Origin of the sequence: Priestia sp. 40 (assembly GCF_049368575.1) — a bacterium.
GTDB classification, from domain to species: Bacteria; Bacillota; Bacilli; order Bacillales; family Bacillaceae_H; genus Priestia; species Priestia zanthoxyli.
On the sequence record NZ_JBMPZA010000015.1, the window covers coordinates 20,585 to 40,126 of the forward strand.

Annotated in this window: 22 protein-coding genes; 3 read left to right on the top strand and 19 right to left on the bottom strand. The window is 37.9% G+C overall.

Translation table 11 applies throughout. The features are described from left to right. Positions 1-322 precede the first annotated feature (322 nt). The 14 genes from ACO1DI_RS15020 to ACO1DI_RS15085 all read right to left on the bottom strand — a co-directional run bounded on the left by ACO1DI_RS15020 (position 323) and on the right by ACO1DI_RS15085 (position 12,675). Positions 323-934 (bottom strand): flavin reductase family protein, encoded by a 612-nt coding sequence (locus tag ACO1DI_RS15020; RefSeq protein WP_014461374.1) that lies wholly within the window; start codon positions 932-934, stop codon positions 323-325. 23 nt (positions 935-957) lie between these two features. After that, positions 958-1,236, bottom strand: coding sequence for a hypothetical protein (locus ACO1DI_RS15025; RefSeq protein WP_148262933.1), 279 nt, complete (start codon positions 1,234-1,236; stop codon positions 958-960). A 111-nt stretch (positions 1,237-1,347) separates the two neighbouring features. After that, a complete protein-coding gene (locus ACO1DI_RS15030; RefSeq protein WP_423145440.1) occupies positions 1,348-2,616 on the bottom strand; it encodes a PcsB-like coiled-coil domain-containing protein in 1,269 nt (422 codons plus the stop codon). A gap of 439 nt (positions 2,617-3,055) precedes the next feature. Then, the gene (rbsB, locus tag ACO1DI_RS15035; RefSeq protein ID WP_014461376.1) at positions 3,056-3,976 is read right to left on the bottom strand and encodes a ribose ABC transporter substrate-binding protein RbsB; all 921 of its coding nucleotides are present in this window, start codon (positions 3,974-3,976) and stop codon (positions 3,056-3,058) included. An 11-nt stretch (positions 3,977-3,987) separates the two neighbouring features. Next, complete coding sequence (rbsC, locus tag ACO1DI_RS15040; protein ID WP_014461377.1) at positions 3,988-4,947, bottom strand: ribose ABC transporter permease RbsC; 960 nt, start codon at positions 4,945-4,947, stop codon at positions 3,988-3,990. A gap of 1 nt (position 4,948) precedes the next feature. Continuing rightward, positions 4,949-6,430 (bottom strand): sugar ABC transporter ATP-binding protein, encoded by a 1,482-nt coding sequence (locus ACO1DI_RS15045; protein WP_423145441.1) that lies wholly within the window; start codon positions 6,428-6,430, stop codon positions 4,949-4,951. A gap of 14 nt (positions 6,431-6,444) precedes the next feature. Beyond that, complete coding sequence (gene rbsD / locus ACO1DI_RS15050; RefSeq protein ID WP_013055631.1) at positions 6,445-6,834, bottom strand: D-ribose pyranase; 390 nt, start codon at positions 6,832-6,834, stop codon at positions 6,445-6,447. Then, positions 6,835-7,713: a ribokinase gene (gene rbsK, locus ACO1DI_RS15055; protein ID WP_423145442.1), complete on the bottom strand. Its 879-nt coding sequence runs from the start codon at positions 7,711-7,713 to the stop codon at positions 6,835-6,837. After that, complete coding sequence (locus ACO1DI_RS15060; RefSeq protein WP_013081939.1) at positions 7,706-8,695, bottom strand: LacI family DNA-binding transcriptional regulator; 990 nt, start codon at positions 8,693-8,695, stop codon at positions 7,706-7,708. Before ACO1DI_RS15060 ends, rbsK begins: the two co-directional genes overlap by 8 nt. Positions 8,696-8,812: 117 nt before the next feature. After that, positions 8,813-9,238, bottom strand: coding sequence for a MarR family winged helix-turn-helix transcriptional regulator (locus ACO1DI_RS15065; RefSeq protein ID WP_014461381.1), 426 nt, complete (start codon positions 9,236-9,238; stop codon positions 8,813-8,815). A 162-nt stretch (positions 9,239-9,400) separates the two neighbouring features. Further along, positions 9,401-9,811 carry a hypothetical protein gene (locus ACO1DI_RS15070; RefSeq protein ID WP_013081938.1) on the bottom strand — a complete coding sequence of 137 codons (411 nt, stop codon included), beginning with the start codon at positions 9,809-9,811 and terminating at the stop codon, positions 9,401-9,403. Positions 9,812-9,819: 8 nt separating this feature from the next. Next, positions 9,820-10,350: an NAD(P)H-dependent oxidoreductase gene (locus ACO1DI_RS15075; RefSeq protein WP_014461382.1), complete on the bottom strand. Its 531-nt coding sequence runs from the start codon at positions 10,348-10,350 to the stop codon at positions 9,820-9,822. An 18-nt stretch (positions 10,351-10,368) separates the two neighbouring features. Further along, positions 10,369-11,994: a DHA2 family efflux MFS transporter permease subunit gene (locus ACO1DI_RS15080; protein WP_014461383.1), complete on the bottom strand. Its 1,626-nt coding sequence runs from the start codon at positions 11,992-11,994 to the stop codon at positions 10,369-10,371. Positions 11,995-12,036: 42 nt separating this feature from the next. After that, positions 12,037-12,675, bottom strand: a complete 639-nt coding sequence (locus ACO1DI_RS15085; RefSeq protein ID WP_013055624.1) for an HlyD family efflux transporter periplasmic adaptor subunit — start codon at positions 12,673-12,675, stop codon at positions 12,037-12,039. A 352-nt stretch (positions 12,676-13,027) separates the two neighbouring features. On the opposite strand from ACO1DI_RS15085, the gene ACO1DI_RS15090 reads away from it, so the two are divergent. Beyond that, entirely contained in the window at positions 13,028-13,483 is a 456-nt protein-coding gene (locus ACO1DI_RS15090) for a MarR family winged helix-turn-helix transcriptional regulator (RefSeq protein WP_042992296.1), read from the top strand. 93 nt (positions 13,484-13,576) lie between these two features. Here the strand turns inward: ACO1DI_RS15090 and ACO1DI_RS15095 are convergent, their stop codons facing one another. From ACO1DI_RS15095 to ACO1DI_RS15110, 4 genes are all read right to left on the bottom strand, one after another. Continuing rightward, positions 13,577-14,338 carry an SDR family oxidoreductase gene (locus ACO1DI_RS15095; RefSeq protein ID WP_042992298.1) on the bottom strand — a complete coding sequence of 254 codons (762 nt, stop codon included), beginning with the start codon at positions 14,336-14,338 and terminating at the stop codon, positions 13,577-13,579. 121 nt (positions 14,339-14,459) lie between these two features. Beyond that, the gene (locus tag ACO1DI_RS15100; RefSeq protein WP_042992300.1) at positions 14,460-15,287 is read right to left on the bottom strand and encodes an aldo/keto reductase; all 828 of its coding nucleotides are present in this window, start codon (positions 15,285-15,287) and stop codon (positions 14,460-14,462) included. Between the two features lie 31 nt (positions 15,288-15,318). Next, positions 15,319-16,074, bottom strand: a complete 756-nt coding sequence (locus ACO1DI_RS15105) for an IclR family transcriptional regulator (RefSeq protein ID WP_014461387.1) — start codon at positions 16,072-16,074, stop codon at positions 15,319-15,321. A gap of 217 nt (positions 16,075-16,291) precedes the next feature. Further along, on the bottom strand, positions 16,292-16,600 hold the full coding sequence (locus ACO1DI_RS15110) for a hypothetical protein (RefSeq protein ID WP_014461388.1): 309 nt from the start codon (positions 16,598-16,600) through the stop codon (positions 16,292-16,294). Between the two features lie 492 nt (positions 16,601-17,092). On the opposite strand from ACO1DI_RS15110, the gene ACO1DI_RS15115 reads away from it, so the two are divergent. Both ACO1DI_RS15115 and ACO1DI_RS15120 read left to right on the top strand, forming a co-directional pair. Next, positions 17,093-17,434, top strand: a complete 342-nt coding sequence (locus ACO1DI_RS15115) for a DUF485 domain-containing protein (RefSeq protein WP_226700943.1) — start codon at positions 17,093-17,095, stop codon at positions 17,432-17,434. 16 nt (positions 17,435-17,450) lie between these two features. Further along, positions 17,451-19,001 (top strand): solute symporter family protein, encoded by a 1,551-nt coding sequence (locus tag ACO1DI_RS15120; RefSeq protein ID WP_013081928.1) that lies wholly within the window; start codon positions 17,451-17,453, stop codon positions 18,999-19,001. 40 nt (positions 19,002-19,041) lie between these two features. On the opposite strand, the gene ACO1DI_RS15125 is transcribed toward ACO1DI_RS15120, so the two are convergent. After that, positions 19,042-19,527, bottom strand: a complete 486-nt coding sequence (locus ACO1DI_RS15125) for a DUF6985 domain-containing protein (protein ID WP_014461390.1) — start codon at positions 19,525-19,527, stop codon at positions 19,042-19,044. Between the last annotated feature and the right edge of the window lie 15 nt (positions 19,528-19,542).

The window sequence follows — 19,542 nt, forward strand, 5'->3', positions numbered from 1 at the left end:
AGTGTGGCAAGTTTTTTTGTAAACGCTCATGACTCTTTCTCCAGAGAATTATTGAAAAATAATTCTGTATATTGAAAGCGTATACAATTTACTTAATCTAAATTATATGAATGAATACCCTTTTCCTCAATGGTAAATATAAAAGGCAAAAACCTTACATTTTTGCCTTTTTCTAAATTGATTTTGTTATTATGGTTTCTATTAACTTTTTCGTTCATAAAAAAAAGCGAATGTACTGTTGTTGTTGAAACAGAACACAATCGCTTATTTAAAAAAATCCAATGTATACTATTTTTTTGCTACATAAGTAACACTTTCTTGCTTATTTGGGACGTTCTAAGGAAAATAATTGCCCTAATTTACTATAGTTAGAACCCGCAAGTCGACTGACCGGCTTCACACGTTCTGCAGAAACGCGATCGTTTTCTATCACTTTTTCACTAATATGAAACATCACAACTTCACCGATAAACAAATCTGAGCTGTATGCCTCATCCGTTCCTAATGGAACAATTTGGTGAAGCTTACATTCCATCCGAATGCTGGCTTCTTGAATTCCGGGAACTTGCACTTTTTTGCTCGGTGCTAGTGTTAACCCTGTTTCTTCGACTTCACTCACGGAAGAAGGATAAGAAGATGCCGCTTGATTCACCTGTTCCACTAAGTTTTCGTCTACAAGATGAACTACAAATTCTTTAGATGCACTAATATTTTTGGCCGTATCTTTCGTCATTTGACCTTCACTTCTCGAAACCGAAACAGCAATCAGCGGAGGCTCTGCCGCAACTACATTAAAGAAACTAAACGGCGCGGCATTCACTACACCGTCATCATTTTGACTTGTAATAAACGCAATCGGCCGGGGAATGACGACACCTGTTAGCAAATGATAATTGTCTTTTGCACTTTGTACCGCTGGATCCACGATCTTCATTTTACCCACTCCTTTTCTTCCATTTACTTTATTGTATGGTAACGAAAAGAGCATAGATTAGCTAGCAACTTGCTCACCAAACATGCAAAAAAGAGATTGAGACATACCTCCATCCACCTAATCCGAAGACGAACAACTAGGAGTAATGAGCTGGTATAGATCACTTGTGACACCACTGTTGATTTCCCTGCAAGGCTTCGCTTTCCGCGGGCGGCCGCTGAGCCTCCTCGTCGCTTACGCGCCTGCGGGGTCTCATCACTTCTGCTTTTCCCGCAGGAGTCTTCGCCTTGCCCTTCAATCAACAGCTAGAAGCAACTAACTAGATGAAACCTACGTTCACTACAACAATGAAAAAATCCGAACGATTCATCGTTCGGATTTTCCTGCAACTAAAATATTTTCAGCCTATTTCTTTAATTTAACACCGTAATTTTTACTGTACGACGTCCGAATGCTTTTGCAGCTGACTCAGAAGGTACTAATACGTCAATTCGATATCCTTTAATCGCACCGCCCGTATCACCTGCTGTTGCCACTCCGTATCCTTCTACATATACTTTTGAACCTAATGGAATAACGGATGGATCTACCGCAATAATTTTATGAGTGCCTGAACTTACATTTTGTCCAGTGGCTGTTACGCCGCTACATCCTGCACAATTAGCTGTATAAGCTGTTGCTTCTACATACATTTCTTTTCCAGAATGCTTTTGTGTGCTTTCTTCTTTTTTCGTTTCTTTTGCTTCTGAAGAAACGGCTGCTTTCTTCTCTGTAGCCGCAGCTGTTTTTACTTCTTGTTTTGGCTCTGTTTTTACTTCTTTTTTAGCTGTTGCTAATTCAGCTTGACGCTTTGCTTCTGCATCAGCCTCAGCCTTTTCAGCCGCCTGCTGTTTTGCCACTTGCTCAGCTTGCTTTTGAGCTGCTTCTTTTTCTTTTGCAATCTTATCTTGAATGCCTGTTAGTTCAGACTGAAGATTCGCTTTTTCTGAAGAAGCTGCATCAATTTCATTTACGACCGTGCTGTATTTTTCTTGCATAGTTGTTAACGTTGCTGTTTGTTTCGCAACGTTTTTATCTAATTCAGCTTGTTTAGCCGCTAGGCTACCTTTTGCTGCTTCTAATACTTTTTCTTGCTTATCGATTTCTTTTTTATCTTTTTCAATTTGATCTAAATCGTTTTGATGCTGCTTTAAAATATCATTATCTGCTGACAATAAAGTAGTGACAGCACCCATACGTGCAACAAAGTCCCCAAAGTTATCAGCATTCATTAATGTATCAATAACAACGCTTGTTTTATCGTCTTGCTGTAAAGCAACTAATTGATTTTCAATAATATCTTTACGACTTAACACTTTTTCCTGAAGCAAAACGATCTCTTTTTTCTTTTTCTCAATCATTTTGTTCGCTTCTGAAATCTGCTTTTCAGTCGATGCTAATTCTTTTTTATTGCTAGAGATTACTGTATGTAATGAATTTAATTGTGATTGAATGTTTTGAACATCTGAATTGATAGACTGTTTCTCTTTCTCTTTTTGTTGAACAGCCTTTTCTGTTTCTTTAATTTTATTTTCAGTAGTCTGGAGCGCTTCTTCATTCGATTGGGCGTGAGTCTCTGTAATGCCGGTCATGAAGAAAATTCCTGTGACTGCTGCAAGAGTCATACGCTTAAAAATTTTCATAAAGTAATAGTCCCCTTTCCTCATAGACATAGTTATACCATAAAAAACTAGCTGTTTATGTTACAATACAGTTAAAAGTTTCCCATAATCTGTATAACCAAGAATCTCTTTCTGGGAATTCATCACCAAAATCCCTTGATAGAGAGGTTTACTGTTTATTAAAAAAGATATATTTTTGTCATAAAGAGAGCAAAATCACTCTTTAAAAATCGAAATAAACGCTTATTATTACAGGTATATTACAAATTTTTCACAGAAAATTATGTGTTTTACCGTCTTTTTTCGGTGTTTTTTACTTTTTATTACATAAATTCCACCTACATAATTCCTACACTATTTATAAAGTTGTGACTTTTTCACTTCTTTTTTACACTTTATATACATAAAAAGACGCCCATAAATCAAATGAGCGTCTTTTTTCTCCACACGTATAAAACCATTATTTTTCAGAGGTTACTAGTTTTAAAGGCACGGGAATCTGCTTATCTACTTTTTTGCCTTGAAGAACATTTTTAGCAGACTTTACAGCAAGTTTACCAATTAAAACAGGCTGCTGGGCTACAGTTGCTCCTAGTTTCCCTTCTTTTACTGCTTTAATTGCATCGTCGTTTCCATCAAACCCTACTACTAATACATCTTTTCCTGAGCTGTTAATCGCTTGAATAGCTCCTAATGCCATTTCATCATTGTGAGCAAATACGGCTTTGATACCAGGGTTTCCTTGAAGAACATTCTCCATAACGTTTAAGCCTTTTGTACGGTCAAAATCAGCTGACTGTTTAGCCGTAATATCTAGCTTTTGATCTGCAACGTTGTGGAACCCTTTTCCTCGTTCACGAGTTGCTGAAGCTCCGGGCACGCCTTCAAGTTCTGCTACTTGAGCTTTTTCACCTACTTTTTTCACAATGTAATCAGCAGCCATTTGACCACCTTTTACATTATCTGAAGCTACCAGTGTTTCTACTTTTCCTTTTTCTGCTGAACGATCTAGCGTAATAACTGGAATCCCTACATTGTTAGCCGATTGTACAGCTGTTGAAATAGCAGCTGAATCCGTTGGGTTAATAAGCAGAATGTTAACACCTTGCTGCATTAAATCTTCTACATCGTTAATTTGTTTGGCTGAATCATTTTGAGCATCTACCACAACTACTTCCATGCCCAGTTTTTTTGCTTCTTTTTGTACCCCTTCTTTTAGCGAAACAAAGAACGGATTGTTTAATGTAGACACGGATAAACCAATTTTAATATCTTTTAAATTTTTACTTTCAGATGGTTTCGCCCACTCAGGAGGCTGAAGTGAACAAGCCCCTAACAGTAATAATGAAAATGATAATAGCACGAGCCAAATTTTCTTCATGTTTTTCCCTCCTAAGCTGACTTTTTGCGATCAATTAATACCGCGATTAAAATAACAATTCCTTTTACGACCATTTGGTAAAATGACGAAACGCCGAGTAAGTTCAAACCGTTGTTTAACGTTCCGATAATCAGCGCACCAATTAACGTTCCAACAATGCGTCCACGTCCTCCAGAAAGGCTTGTTCCACCCAGTACTACTGCAGCGATAGCATCTAACTCGTAAGACGTACCTGCCGTTGGCTGAGCAGAGTTCAAGCGAGAAGTCAAAATCGCTCCTGATAGCGCTGCCAATAATCCTGCTAGTGAGTAAATCATAACCTTAACTTTCGGAACTTTGATTCCTGAAATAAATGCTGCTTTTTCATTTCCACCGATTGCATATGTTCTACGGCCAAACGGTGTTTTATGCAAAATCACCCATAGGACAGCAAACGCTAGTACCATCGTAATTGCTGGAACAGGAATACCTAGAAAATAGCCGCGGCCAAATAACTGGAAGTAATAGTTTTCACCTAAGCCCGTAATCGGATTTCCATCTGTATAAACAAGCGTTAATCCTCTAAAAATTGTCATCGTCGCTAGCGTCGCAATAAACGGCGCCATTTTTCCTTTTGTAATAAGTAAGCCATTAATCATACCCATTACAGCTCCTAACACACATCCTATTAAAATAGCTAAAATAGGATCTACACCTGACACAATCATACCTGCCATTAACGCACTTGATAGAGCAAGTGTAGAGCCAACCGATAAATCAATTCCCCCTGTTAAAATAACAAATGTCATACCGAATGCAATTAAAGCATTAATAGCCACTTGACGCAGCAAGTTTAAAATATTTAAAGGTTCTAAAAAGCTTGGATTTAAAATCGATACAATGACAATAAGAATAAATAGACCTAGTAACGGACCTAGCTTTTGCATCACGTTATCAACGCGATTTTCTTTTATCGCTGTGTTTGCTTTCATTTTACTGACCTCCTGTTGCAAATGTCATAATTTTTTCTTGAGTTGCTTCTTCACTTGTCAGTTCACCTGTTATTTTTCCTTCATGCACAACCAAAATGCGATCGCTCATGCCGAGTACTTCCGGAAGCTCTGAAGACACCATGATAATAGCCACGCCTCTGTCTGTCAGTTCATTCATAAGCTGATAAATTTCACGCTTTGCCCCAACGTCAACTCCTCGAGTTGGTTCATCTAAAATCAGCACTTTTGGTCCAATGCCAATCCACTTGGCAATAACTACTTTTTGCTGATTTCCTCCCGATAAGTTAGCCGCACTCGTCTCAGACGACTCAGTTTTGATCGTTAAACGCTTAATAAGCAAATCTACAAATTGCTGCTCACTTTTTTGTTCAATAAAGCCTTTTGGCGAAAAGCTGAATAGACTTGGAAGCGCAATATTTTCTCGAATAGAAAAATCCAGGACGAGCCCTTCTGTTTTACGATCTTCTGTAATGAACCCGAGACCTAATTTAATGGCTTGGTCGGGCTTTGTGATATTCACCCGTTTGCCATTTAAGATAATTTCGCCTTTTTCTAACGGATCAAGTCCGAAGATAGCGCGCATAATTTCGGTTCTGCCAGCTCCCATTAACCCCGCAATACCAACAATTTCTCCTGATCGCACTGAAAAATGAACGTCATGAAATACACCTTTTCTCTCCAGGCCTTTTGCTTCAAATACAATATCTCCTTTAGAAGATGTCCTAGCGGGAAATTGATCCGTTAGCTCTCTTCCTACCATTTTGCGAACAACATCATCGAAGCTGGTTTCTGGAATCGGCTTTTTGTCTACCGTCTGTCCGTCACGCATGACCGTAATGGAATCACAAATAGCGAAAATCTCTTCCATACGATGTGAAATATAGACAATCGATACACCTTGTTTTCGCAGCGCATTAATTACGTCAAATAACTTTTGAATTTCTCTTTCAGTAAGCGCAGCGGTTGGCTCATCCATGATAATGACCTTTGCATTCGTCATCAGCGCTTTGGCTATTTCAATCATTTGCTGCTGTCCGACAGAACAAAGTCCCGCTTCTTGATCAAGAGGAATAGTAACAGCTAATTTTTCAAATTGCTTCTTTGCTAACGCTTTCATTTCTTTTGTTTTTAAAAAACCTAAAGATGTTTTTAATTCTTTGCCGATAAATAAGTTCTCAAGCACCGTCATTTCAGGCCAAACGTTCAGCTCTTGATGAATAAAGGTGATTCCGTTTTGTTCTGCTTCTTTTGGATTTTGAAAATACGTCTCCTTGCCATCAATCAGAATCTGCCCTTCATCTTTTTTATGAAGTCCGGTTAAAATATTCATGAGCGTAGATTTCCCCGCTCCATTTTCCCCCATTAGTGCGTGAACTTCACCTTCATGTAATTCAAAATCCACACCTCTTAGTACACGGTTTGCTCCAAAGGCTTTATGAATCCCTCTCATTGCGATGTGCATGTTGTTCACCTCTTTTAAAAAATAACTCCCGCTTGTAAAATGCAGTTTGCATAAGGAGTTGCTTCTCCTGTACGAATCACAACTTTTGCTTTGCTTGTTAGCATTTTTAATTGTTCATGAGATACTTCTTCTACTAAGATGTTTTGCTTCTCCATTAACTCATAAGCTTTTTGATTTCTTTCTTTCATTTCAGAAGCAATCACTATTTTTTCTGTAGCCATATCTTCTAACACAGCTACTACTACATCTTCAAAGCTAGGCACCCCTAGCTTTAAAGATAAATCGATTTTAGGCACGTCACTCGGAACAGGTAACCCTGCATCTGCAATGACAATAGTATCTGTATGACCTAGATCTGTTAGTATTTTCGTAATATGACTGTTAATCATTCCGTGACGTTTCATTTACAGACTCTCCTCCACTTCTTTTCGAGTCGGCATACCGCCTTGCGCACCAAATTTAGTGACAGATAGCGAAGCTGCGCGATTAGCAAACTGAATTCCTTTTTCAAAACCCATTCCTTCGGCAAGTGCTACAGCAAGCGCTGCGTTAAATGTATCTCCTGCTCCTGTTGTATCAATCGTTTCTACTTGATAAGAAGGAACCAATACTTCTTTCTCGCCGTTAAAATAGCGTACACCTTGTTTTCCTTCTGTAATAAACAATTTATTTGGATATTGTTTTAATACTTCTTCTTTTTCTTTTCCTTCAAATAAAAGCTCTGCTTCATGTTCATTTGGAGTGATGTAAGAAACTTGTTCAATCACTTCTGCTTTTAATGGTCTTGCAGGTGCTGGATTTAACAAAAGCGGTACTTTAAGTTCCTGACAAAGCTGAGCAACATATTCAACCGTTTCTTCTGGAATCTCTTGCTGAATAAGTACGATATCAGCTTCTTTAATTTTTTCTTTTGCTTTTTCTACGTAGTCGGGCGTAATATGGTCGTTTGCTCCTTTGACAACTACAATGCTGTTATCTCCTTCAGCGAGTATAATGTGAGCTGTTCCGCTGTCTGTATATGTAACCGGTTTCACATTTTCCACAGATACACCGTTTGATTTAAAATTCTCCAGGATTGCTTTTCCGTAATGATCTTCGCCCACACATCCAATCATACTCACATCCGCTCCAAGACGGGCTGCTGCAACAGCTTGGTTCGCTCCTTTTCCTCCGGGAACGGTTTTAAATGATTCTCCTAACACTGTTTCTCCAGCTCCAGGACGAATATTTGATGTTACTACTAAATCCATTGATGAACTTCCAATTACAGTTACTTTAGCCATGTTCCTCAACCTTTCGTGTCGTATTTCGTTCAATAAACGTAACGGGTAGTTGTACTTGCTTTTGAATTAAAGGTTCTTTCTTAATGCATTTCATTAACAGACCTGCTGCTTGCTTGCCCATTTCATAAGCAGGCTGACGAATTGTAGACAGCGCTGGAAACGAAAAGCGGCTTTGCGGAATATCATCAAAACCAATCACTTGAAGATCATCAGGCACGCTTTTTTCTAATCGAAACGCCTCATGTAAAACAGCTGTGGCTACAATGTCATTACTTGCAATAATCCCGTCTGTTTCAGGGTACTTTTGAAAGATCTCCTTTGCCCATTTCTGCGCATCGTCAAACGCTAGAGAATTTGTATTTAATACGTAAAAGTCTGCATCAGACTGACTCAAAACAGACAGAGAGCCTTGAAAACGTTCCTGTGCAGGCTTGACATTTACTGGACCTTTGATAAGGGTAATTCTTTTACTTCCTCTTTTGATTATTTCTTCTGCAGCAAGTTTCCCACCTTCAAAACCATCAGCATAAACGGATGGATACTGATCAGAACTTCTATCTAAAAATACCACGGGAAATGTAAGACCTTCATATAGTTTCTGAGCTAAACTTGTTGTTGCCGTGATCATTCCTACTACATGATTTTGCGTAAACGTTTGGAGATAGGTTAATTCTTTCTCTAACTGCTCATCACTATTGCCAAGGATTAAACGAAATCCATGGCTATGTACTTCATCTTCTATTCCTCGTGCAAGCTGAGGGAAAAAAGGGTTTGTAATGTCTGGAAGCAAGAGACCAATCAAACGTGATTCACGTGTATAAAGAGAACGGGCTACTTCGTTAGGGCTGTAGTTTAATTTTTGAATTGTATTCATTACTCGCACACGCGTGTCTTCTTTTACATATCCTGTACTGTTTAAAACACGCGAAACGGTCGCAACGGACACGCCTGCTTCTTTTGCTACATCGCGAATTGTTACCACTTTATTTCCCTCCTTCTATATATGTAACCGTTTACACAAATGATAACATGGAAAAGTGAAGATGACAATCTTTTTATCAAAAAAAAATCACTCCATTAAGAAGTGATTTTTCTTTCATTAGATATTAGCGTCTAGTTTCTTAAATAATTTCAAAAATTGCTCTTGATCTTTCGGTTCATAGCAAGAAAAGAAATGAGCAATCATCTTTTGCACAATTTCATTTGCTTCTTCAATCACTTGTTCACCTTTAGCTGTTAACTCAATGTTTACTTTACGGCGATCCTCTTTAGAGTGATAGCGTGAAACTAACTCTAAGTCTATTAAACGAGTAATAACAGGAGTAATTGCACTAGGCTTTACGCGCATCTCTTCTGCTAATTTGGTTACTCCAATGTGATTGCACTTACCGATAATTAATAAGATATGATATTGAAAAGGTGTAATCCCTTGTGAAAGTAACCTTTCTTTTATCTCTGTCATTACCTTTTTGTTAAGGGATATCGAAATTCTCTGGACCTCTTCAATAAATGTGAGCTGTTCCATGTTTTGACGTCCCCTTTCTTATAATCAGGGAGTCGATGTTAACATGTCAGCCCCCTGCTGCACTCCAAGCGAAACCGAACCTGGGGAGAGCGGCTGGTTTCGCGGAATGCTTATAACCTATTTTCTATCTATTTTATTCCGTACTATTATAATAGAAGAAACTCATTCACTATCGTTTTTCTTAAACGATCTTAAAGCCTTACGAAAAGCGTCATCATTCATAACGTCACGTTCTTCTTTTGTAAAAACCGTGTCGTCTTTTTCGCCTTCTCTAAACTTTTGCAGAACTTGACGATACATATCATCGTTCATGACATCTTTTTCTTTCTTATGTCTAGATGTTCTCGTTTCCGTCTTCGCCTGCGGCTCTTTTGGTTCTTCTTTTGGTGCTGCAGGTTTTTTTTCTGCCACTTTTTTCTCTTCTACTTTTGGCTCTTTAGGAGCATTTGAAGCAGCCGCTTCTTTTTTAGGTGGAACTGTACGCTGGCGCTTAGAAGATGATGCTTTAGCATTCATTGTAATAATTAGTACAACCAGAATCACAGCTACAACGATCAGTAAAATACCTAACATACTGTCACCTACTGTCCTTGTGTCATTCGTTTAGTCACTTGAACAACACGTTCTCCTAACGCTTTACCTAGCGCTTGGTCGTTCTCTGTTAATAATTCGTCACCTTCGATTGGACAAGTAATTCCCACACCGTAATAAGTACCGTACAGCGCATTTTCTGGAATGTTACCTGGTAAGCCAGCGATAACCATTCCTTGATGAAGCATCGGTGTAATTAAATTTAAAAGCGTTGCTTCTAAGCCACCGTGCGTTGTAGCTGTTGTACAGAACACCGCACCTACTTTATCAATTAATTTACCTTCTGCCCATAAATAACCTAATTTATCGATCCACGTTTTTAACCCTGAACTGATTGTTCCAAAATGCCCTGGGCAGCCCCAAATAATAGCATCCATTTCAGGCAGTTCACGTACATCTGCTTCTTCTACATGCTTTACATATACAGTTGCTTCTCCAGACAGCTCAGCGCCAGAAGCAATCGCTTTGGCTAATGCCTCTGTATGTCCGCCTTCACTATCATATACGATACAAATTTTCATCCTTTATCCCTCCGTTGCTTATGAGTTCATATCTTTTGGTGCCGGTAACATACGAATATCGTCTGTTGTTTCTTTTTCTATTTCTTCCACTTCCACTACTGGATCTTTACGAACATCACGTAGGAAGAAACTTAAAATCAATCCAATAATGGCAATGATAACTGTCCAGTAAAACGCGTCGTTAATTCCTTGTACAGTTGCTTGAGCTTGAACTTTTCCAGCTAATGTTGTTAAAGCTTGTTTTTGCGCCTCTGTTTGAGAAAGGTGAAGCGTTTGAGCAATCTTTTGAACAAATACCTGGAAGTTATTCATAAAGAATGGATCAGATGTAGTCATTGAACTGCTCATTTCATTCACATGATATGTTGTGCGATTTGTAAAGATTGTAGTCATTAAACTAATACCGATTGAACCACTCACCTGACGAAGCGTGTTCGACATAGATGTACCATGGCTGCTTAATTTTGCCGGCAGCTGATTTAAACCAGCCGTCATAATTGGCATCATTAATAATGACATACCGAATGCACGAATCATATAAATAATAACAATATGACTAAACGGTGTTTCTAACGTTAATTTTGTAAATTCAAATGTTGTTACAACCGTAATCAACATCCCGACAATCCCTAGTGGACGCGGTCCTAATTTATCAAACAGCGTACCAGAAATCGGTGACATGACTAACATAACAAGTGCACCAGGCAAGATTAATAAGCCTGAGTCAAACGCTGAATAGCCACGGATGTTTTGCAAATAAATCGGTAATAAGAACATACCAGCATACATGCTGATCGTAATGGCAATACTGATGATATTAGATAATGAGAAAATATTGTATTTAAATACTCTCACATCAAGTAATGGACTTTTAAGTCGAAGCTGCTGTACGACAAAGATAATTAATAAGACAATACCACCAATCATCGTTGATAATACAACTGAGTCCGTCCATCCATCATTTCCAGCTTCACTGAAGCCGTATAAAAGCAATGCCATACCTGCCAGAGATGTAAACACAGAAATTAGATCTACTTTTACATTTTGAGGCGGTTTAATATCTTTTAATTTAAAAGCTGCAATAATAAGTACAAGCGCGCCTAATGGCACCATTCCCGTAAATAAAATATGCCAGTCATAGTTTTGAATAACCCATCCTGAAAGCGTCGGTCCAATTGCAGGAGCGAACATCATGGCTAAACCAAAGATACCCATTCCTTTTCCGCGCATATGAGGAGGGAAAATAAATACGATAATGGTCATAACTAGAGGTGCTAGTACGCCGCCGCCGACTGCTTGAACAAGACGTCCAATTAGCATAATTGAGAAAGTCGGCGCGATTCCGCAGACAAGTGCCCCTATTGTAAAGCAAGCCATCGCAAATAAGAATAAGCGACGAACGCCAAAACGTTCAATTAAATACGCTGATAATGGAATAAGTGCACCATTTACAAGCATATACCCTGTAAGCAACCACTGTGCCGTATTAGCCGTAACGCCAAATTCTGTAATCAAATGCGGGATCGCAACGTTTAGCAGCGTTTGGTTTAAAATTGCTAAGAACAATCCAAGCATAAGTACGACTAGCAGCGGAATATGCTTTTTAACTGAGTGTTCCTCTGGTTGTATCGTGTTTGCTGACATCAGTTCCTTCCTCCTTTCTTCTCTTCTTAATCATGTACGTTCTTAGTTTTTAGAGATTTTTACTTCTGCGTTCATACCTGGTAGTACGTTTTCAGAGTAGTTAGAAATAGAGATTTTAACAGGAACTGTTTGTGATACTTTAGTATAGTTTCCGTCTGAATTAGAACTTGGCATTAATGAGAAAATTGAGTTTGTTGCATAACCGATTTCTTCTACTTTTCCATCGATTGTTGTTTTAGTATCTCCGTCAACTGTTACATCAACGTCATCGCCAGCTTCAATATCTTTTAATTTGTCTTCTTTAATGTTTGCAATGATGAATAGGTTATTCATATCTACTTCGCTAGCAATTTGTTGACCAGCTTGAACCATTTGATTTTCTTTCACCTGTGTTTTGATGATTTTACCGTCTTCTGGTACTGTAACTGTTTTTTCTCCATCTTCTGATTGGATTTTAGCTACCTCATCGTCTTTTGAAACATCTTTACCTTCTTCAACGTTCCAGCTTGCTACCTTACCTGCTGCTGGCGCTACTACTGTATAAAGGTCGCCGGACACTTTTGCATTGTCTGTGGATACATAATTAGATTTTTGAATATAATAGTATCCCCCACCAATAATTAAAGCTAATACTACAATAATTCCGATAAAGTTCATTAAAATTAAACGCCCTCTTGACATTTATTTTACCTCCTTAATATTTCATTCAGTTAAGTATTACGCTAGATAACTTTATCACAAAGATATTTAGTTGTAAATAACTTTGATTTTAATTTATTTTTAAAACTAAACATTTATGTTTCATAAAGTTTTCCCGACTGAATACTTTACTACATCTTTAACTGAAATACAACTTAAAAGTTTTGGTTTCTTTACAAGTACTTTACTTTACTTTAAAGTTAGATATATAAGCATAGAGTTATACACAAAAACAGCTTCTTTTTTTGGAACAAACTCCCTATATACATAAACCACAATAGGTAACTAGCAGCAATTGTTTAACACCTATAATGATAAAGAAAAGGTGATTATGATGGATCAGCAGTTAATAGATAAACTAGAAAAACTTGACCAAGTTAAAACCTCATTATTTGAACTCAAGCGAACGCTCTTAGAAGATAAAATCAATGAGCAGCCCTATAATTTAACCATTACGAAATTTTTAATTTTAAAATTCATCGGAGTCAGCTCTAAACGTATGGTAGCCGAAATTTCTTCAAATCTAAAGCTAACCTCCGGGGCTACTACCATTTTATTAAATCAATTAGAAGATGATGCACTCGTTCAGCGTGTACGTGACCAAAAAGACCGCCGAATCGTATGGATATCCTTAACAGAAGCTGGTGAAACATTAGTGAACTATGTAATTGAGCAGCGAAATTTATTTTGGCAAGACATGCTTTTTGCTCTAACTCCTGAAGAACAGGATGAGTACCTCCGCATGCTTGAAAAAATGGAAAAAAGAATTAGACAAACTGTAGATCGTTAATGCTAAAAAGCGTGTGTTCATTTATTTTATGGACACACGCTTTTTATGACCCGCTACTATTGACGACTTTAGGAAGCTTTTTGTTTCCTGCCTTTAAAATTCAGGATTATTTTTCAAAAATCTATTCCAAGCCTGTGCTGTAGCTTTCTCAATTTCTTCTTTGGAAGCTTGAAGCCTCTTAGCGCTGTCTCCATAGCCAATTTCGATTTTACCTTTTTTCAATTCTTCAAATATTGAATCAGCAAAGTCATCAAGCGGTGCTCCAAATGTATGAAGTCCCGGTCCTCCTAAATCCGTGTTCACGGCTGGAGGAAGAATTTCTATCACTTCGGTATTTGTTTCTTCTACTTGATGTCTTAAACTAATCGTAAACGACCTTAACGCCGCTTTTGTTGCGCTGTAGATTGGCACCCATGCTCCAGGTGTTAAAGACAGCCCGGACGTTACGTTAATAACCGCAGCACGTTCTTGTTGAACAAAATGAGGAATCAATAGCGAAGTTAAATGAATAGGAGCACTTACATTACTCATTAGTTCTTTTTCGTAATACTGCCACTCTTCGTGCATGTGTAAAAGATTTACGCGCTGCTGAATGCCTGCATTATTCACAATAACATTTAATTTTGGGAACGTTTCGGTCGCCCATTTTACTAGCTCTACTCTGCTTTCTTCTATTGATACGTCGCACACTTTTGTATGTAACGAAGGAAATCTTTCTTTTGCTTCTTGCAGCTTTGATTCCCTTCTTCCACAAATAATGACTTCATTTCCTTCATTTAAAAACCGTTCTGCAAGCCCCAACCCAATTCCAGACGCTCCGCCCGTAATCAAAATAGTGTTTCCTGACATTTTCATTACTTTTCCTCCTCGTTCAACCATCACATTTCCTATTTAATAAACAAAGCGCTACTGCATGAATGACAATAGCGCTTTGTTTATTATTTATCTTCCAAGACGTTTTAGTCTTGATTTAAAATTAAAAGTCAAAATTATCCGGATCTGGACCTACGCGATGATTTTGATTTAATGCGTTAATTTTTTCAACTTCTTCTGCATTTAATTCAAAATCAAATACGTCTGCATTTTGGATAATACGATGTTCTTTTGTTGACTTAGGAATTGTTACTACTTCGTTTTGTAAGTCCCAGCGTAAGATAACTTGAGCAGTTGATTTTCCGTGCTTTTCAGCAATTCGAGTTAACACTTCGTTATCAAGCAGCTCACCTTGTGCAAGCGGTGACCATGCTTCCACTTGGATTCCTTGTTTTTTGCAGTATTCACGCACTTCTATTTGTGTTAAAAGTGGATGAAATTCGATTTGGTTTACCATCGGCTTAACTTCTGCATCTGCAATTAAGTCTTCTAGATGATGAACTTGGAAATTCGATACGCCAATTGCACGAATTTTCCCGTCTTTATAAAGCTTTTCAAGTGCTTTCCACGTATCTTTATACTTACCTTCAACCGGCCAGTGAATTAAGTATAAATCTAAATATTCAAGACCTAGCTTGTTTAAGCTTGTTTCAAACGCTTGAAGAGTTGTATCATATCCTTGATCTGCATTCCACACTTTTGATGTAACAAATAGCTCTTCGCGAGAAACACCTGATTCTTTAATCGCTTGTCCAACGCCTTCTTCATTTTCATAAATTTTAGCCGTATCAATGCTTTTATATCCAGCTTTGATTGCATATTTAACTGAATCTACAACTTCTTGACCATCTTCTACTTTATAAACACCTAAACCTAACCAAGGCATTTTAACGCCGTTTGCTAAGGTCGTCGTTGACTGTAAGTTTTCCATGTTGCTGTTCATCCCCTTTTTTACTATTGAATTATTCGTAAAGAGTAATTGCTTGTGAAATTTGTTCTGCGCACTGTTTAACAAGTGCAGCATGTTCTTCGTCTTTCTCTTGTGAAATACGAAGCGATGGACCTGATAAAGCAATAGCCGCCATTATTTTTCCTTTTCTGAAAATAGGGGCTGCAATACAGCGAACGCCAGGCTCCCGTTCTTCATCATCGACAGCATATCCTCTTTCTTTACTTAAAGCCAAATCAGCTTCAAGCTCGTCCAGCTCGGTAATCGTTCGATCTGTATAAGCTTCAAGCGAAAGTTCGTGAAGAATAGATTTTTGTACGCTGTCCTCTTGATAAGCAAGAATACACTTTCCAATAGCATTTGCATGAAGCGGCTTTTTATTTCCTACTTCGGAATGCGTACGAGTGCTATATTGCCCGTTGACCACCTGAGTTGTAACCATTTGTTTATGATGGAGAATTCCCGCGTAAATGGTCTCTTTGGTCTCTTCACTCAGCTTCTGCATAGCAGGAACAGAGAGCCAATTCATTTCATAGTTCGTATGCATCGTATTTTGCACGAGTGCCAACACCAGTTGTGGTGAAACCGTATAGCGGTTAGACGGGTTTCTTACAATAAATCCATTTTGCTCAAGCGTGCTCACAAGACGATACATCGTACTCTTATTAAAACCGAGCGCTTCCATCATTTCTGGAATAGTCATATTCGGACGGTTTAAAAGCAAAGAGAAGATATCTAATCCTTTTTTTAAAGTTCCAACCTCGGACATGCCCTTCTTCCTCCTTTTATCCGAACAACAATTTTATTATAAAACAAAGCTCTTTATCGTATCAAATAAGGAAACTCACCTAAGTTATTTTCCCTATATGAGAGAATACATGACGTAATTGTTCTTCTTAATCTATTCCACTGTTTTTTCTATTTAAACATAAAAAAAGCCTTAACAATAGAATTTTTTTACAGTTTTTTAAAATTAGTTTTGCTTTTCACTCTTTAACTTCTTCAAATCGCTTCAGCTGCTCCAGCTGATTTTCCTTTTTCATAATTTCTTTCTGACGCTCGCCTAGTAAATCGAAATGAGGATAGCCGGATCGATTATCAATATACTTAGCGGGAATACCATACTTTTTTCCCCACTTAATCAGCTTATTTAAGTCACTGCAACCTACTTTTGTTACGGTAGTTGCATGTGGAAAACGCTCATCAAGCCAATAATGAGTTAAAAATGCGATCTCTCCTCGCTTAACAGCTGCTTTCCATGCGTTTAGTTCCGGGCGTTTAATTCCAAATGCCATTCTTTCACCTTTTCTCTTTTATATAAGTAGTCACATTGTTTGTTTACTATAAAGAAAAACTATCATTCATTATAGAAATCTTTCATAATATCTTGTCTATTTATAACCATCTCTAAATAATAGCGTACTTTCTTTACCTGTTTTCTATTTAACATTATTGTGTGCTTATGATTTTATCATCATCTTCTTTTACTTTTCAAAAGATCAAACAAAAAAATGACGTTTAAATAATAAAGAAAAGCCTTATATGTAAAAGAAACTAAGGGTTAATTTCAACATTTCTGTTGCGAATGATTTTTCCTTTATATTGAATGTTGTTCTTTTTTTATTATGGCAGTATGCATTTAGTTTGAACCTTTAGTATATTAAAAAACTTCCAAAGTTACCATTCTCACAAAAAGACAGAATTTACTTTTTATTCCGAAAATAATATAATTCAAGTGATATGAAGCTTTTTGCTTCATTTACTTATTATCAAAGGGGGAATTCCGCTTGGCGATGAATGAAAATTCTTTAAAGAAGGTAAACAATGCTTCTTCCTCTCCTGATTACACAGAAATTGTACATTCTGCTTCATTTCAAAAGCTTTTGAAACAAAAACGCAATTTTATTTTACCGCTCTCTCTGTTTTTTCTTGCTTTTTATTTTACCTTGCCCATCTTAACGGCTTACACAACCGTCTTAAACAAACCAGCTTTTGCTTCTATGACTTGGGCGTGGGTATTTGCTTTTGCACAGTTTGTGATGACATGGGCCCTATGCGTCTTATACACAAAAAGAGCCTCGAAATTTGATGAACTTGTTGACACGATAAAAAAAGAAGCTGCAAATTGAATAGGGGGTTAAATGAATGAACGTACTAGCTTTTTCACTTTTTTTAGCCATTGTAGGTCTTACGCTAATCATTACGTATGCGGCATCCAAGCGGACAAAAACAACCAGTGACTTTTATACAGCAGATGGAAGTTTAACCGGCTGGCAAAACGGCATGGCGATTGCCGGAGATTATATGTCTGCTGCCTCATTTTTAGGCATAGCTGGAATGGTAGCGCTTTCTGGATTTGACGGTTTTTTTTACAGCATCGGCTTTTTAGTTGCCTATCTCGTTGTGTTATACATTGTCGCTGAACCACTTCGCAACTTAGGAAAGTACACGATGGCAGATATGATAGCAGCTCGTTTTAACGAAAAGAAAGTGCGGGGAGTTGCTGCGTTAAACACGATCACCATTTCCATTTTTTATATGATTGCACAGCTTGTTGGAGCAGGAGCATTAATTCATTTATTACTTGGTCTAGATTACGTGTATTCTGTCTTGATTGTCGGCGTCTTGATGACGGTGTACGTTGTATTTGGAGGGATGACGGCGACTAGCTGGGTGCAGATTGTCAAAGCCTTGCTTCTAATGATTGGTACGTTCATTATTTCCATTATTGTATTTTCAAAATTTGATTTTAGCTTAGCTAAAATGTTTTCTGAGATGAAAACCGCAACTCCTCTTGGTGACGGCTTTTTAAATCCAGGAAATAAATTCAAAAATCCGCTGGATATGATTTCGTTGAATTTAGCTCTTGTTCTTGGTACAGCAGGCCTGCCTCATATCCTTATTCGTTTCTTTACAGTAAAAGATGCCATCACCGCACGAAAGTCTGTTATTTATGCAACGTGGATCATTGGCGTTTTTTACATTATGACAATCTTTTTAGGATTCGGTGCTGCTGCATTCGTAGGGTACGATGATATTATCAAAGCAAATGCAGCAGGAAACATGGCAGCTCCCCTGCTCGCTCAAGTTCTTGGCGGAGACTTTCTCTTTGCGTTTGTCTCAGCTGTAGCTTTTGCTACGATTTTAGCTGTTGTAGCTGGGCTGGTGCTCTCAGCAGCTTCAGCATTCGCACACGACTTCTATAGTCATATTCTCCGTAAAGGAGCTGCAACTGAAAAAGAACAGGTAGTAGCTGCACGATGGGCTTCTATTGGGGTATCCATTCTATCTATTATTCTTGCATTATTTGCTCAAAACATGAACGTAGCATTTTTAGTTGCACTTGCCTTTGCCGTAGCAGCGAGCGCTAACTTGCCAATTATTCTTCTTACTATTTTTTGGAAACGCTTCAATACAGCAGGAGCAGTCACTGGCATGCTGGTTGGACTATTCAGCTCACTTTTTTTAGTTGCCATTAGTCCAAACGTGTGGGCACCTGAGCCTGGAGCTGCTATCTTTGTAGGTGAACCGCTCATCACATTAACAAACCCTGGTATTATCTCTATTCCTCTAGGCTTCTTAGCTGCTTTTATAGGAACACTTCTTTCGTCTAAAAAAGCAGACGAAAAGAAATTTGATGAGATTTTAGTAAAAGCAAATACAGGTATGGGAATCGAAGAGCCTGTCAAACATTAATGCCAAAAAGCCTTGAAGCAGTTTGCTTCAAGGCTTTTTACTAGAATAAATCTTCTTGTAAGCCAATAGCGGCAATTTGTTCATTTCTAAACTTTACAGCTAACATATGCTCTTCTTCCCACGTACATTCAAAAAACAAACCAAGTTCTCTTGTATCATGAGGTGCTTCAGGAACAAAGATTTGAATACACTCAACTAAAAAACCGATGTCTTTTCGCTTTTTTACATTCGGAACTAATAAGTCTACCACGTCTTTTTCAACTTGAGTTCTGTATTCATCTCGCACCTTTTGATAATAATCAAAAAGAGCTTTTTCCGTCCTCTTTAACAATAATTCACTTTGAAGCCAAAATGCTTGAAAAGCCTCTTCTTGCCGTTTTTGAAATGGCTTCTCTTTATCTCCATCAATTGTCAGCAACACGTGTTGTTTTTGTCCAAAGAAAGTGACCTGTTTTTCTCCAACCCAGGCCGAGTCATATAACAAAGATCCAAAAAGTGGATGGTGTACTCGTAATGTTTGATTCATTGCATACCTGACCCT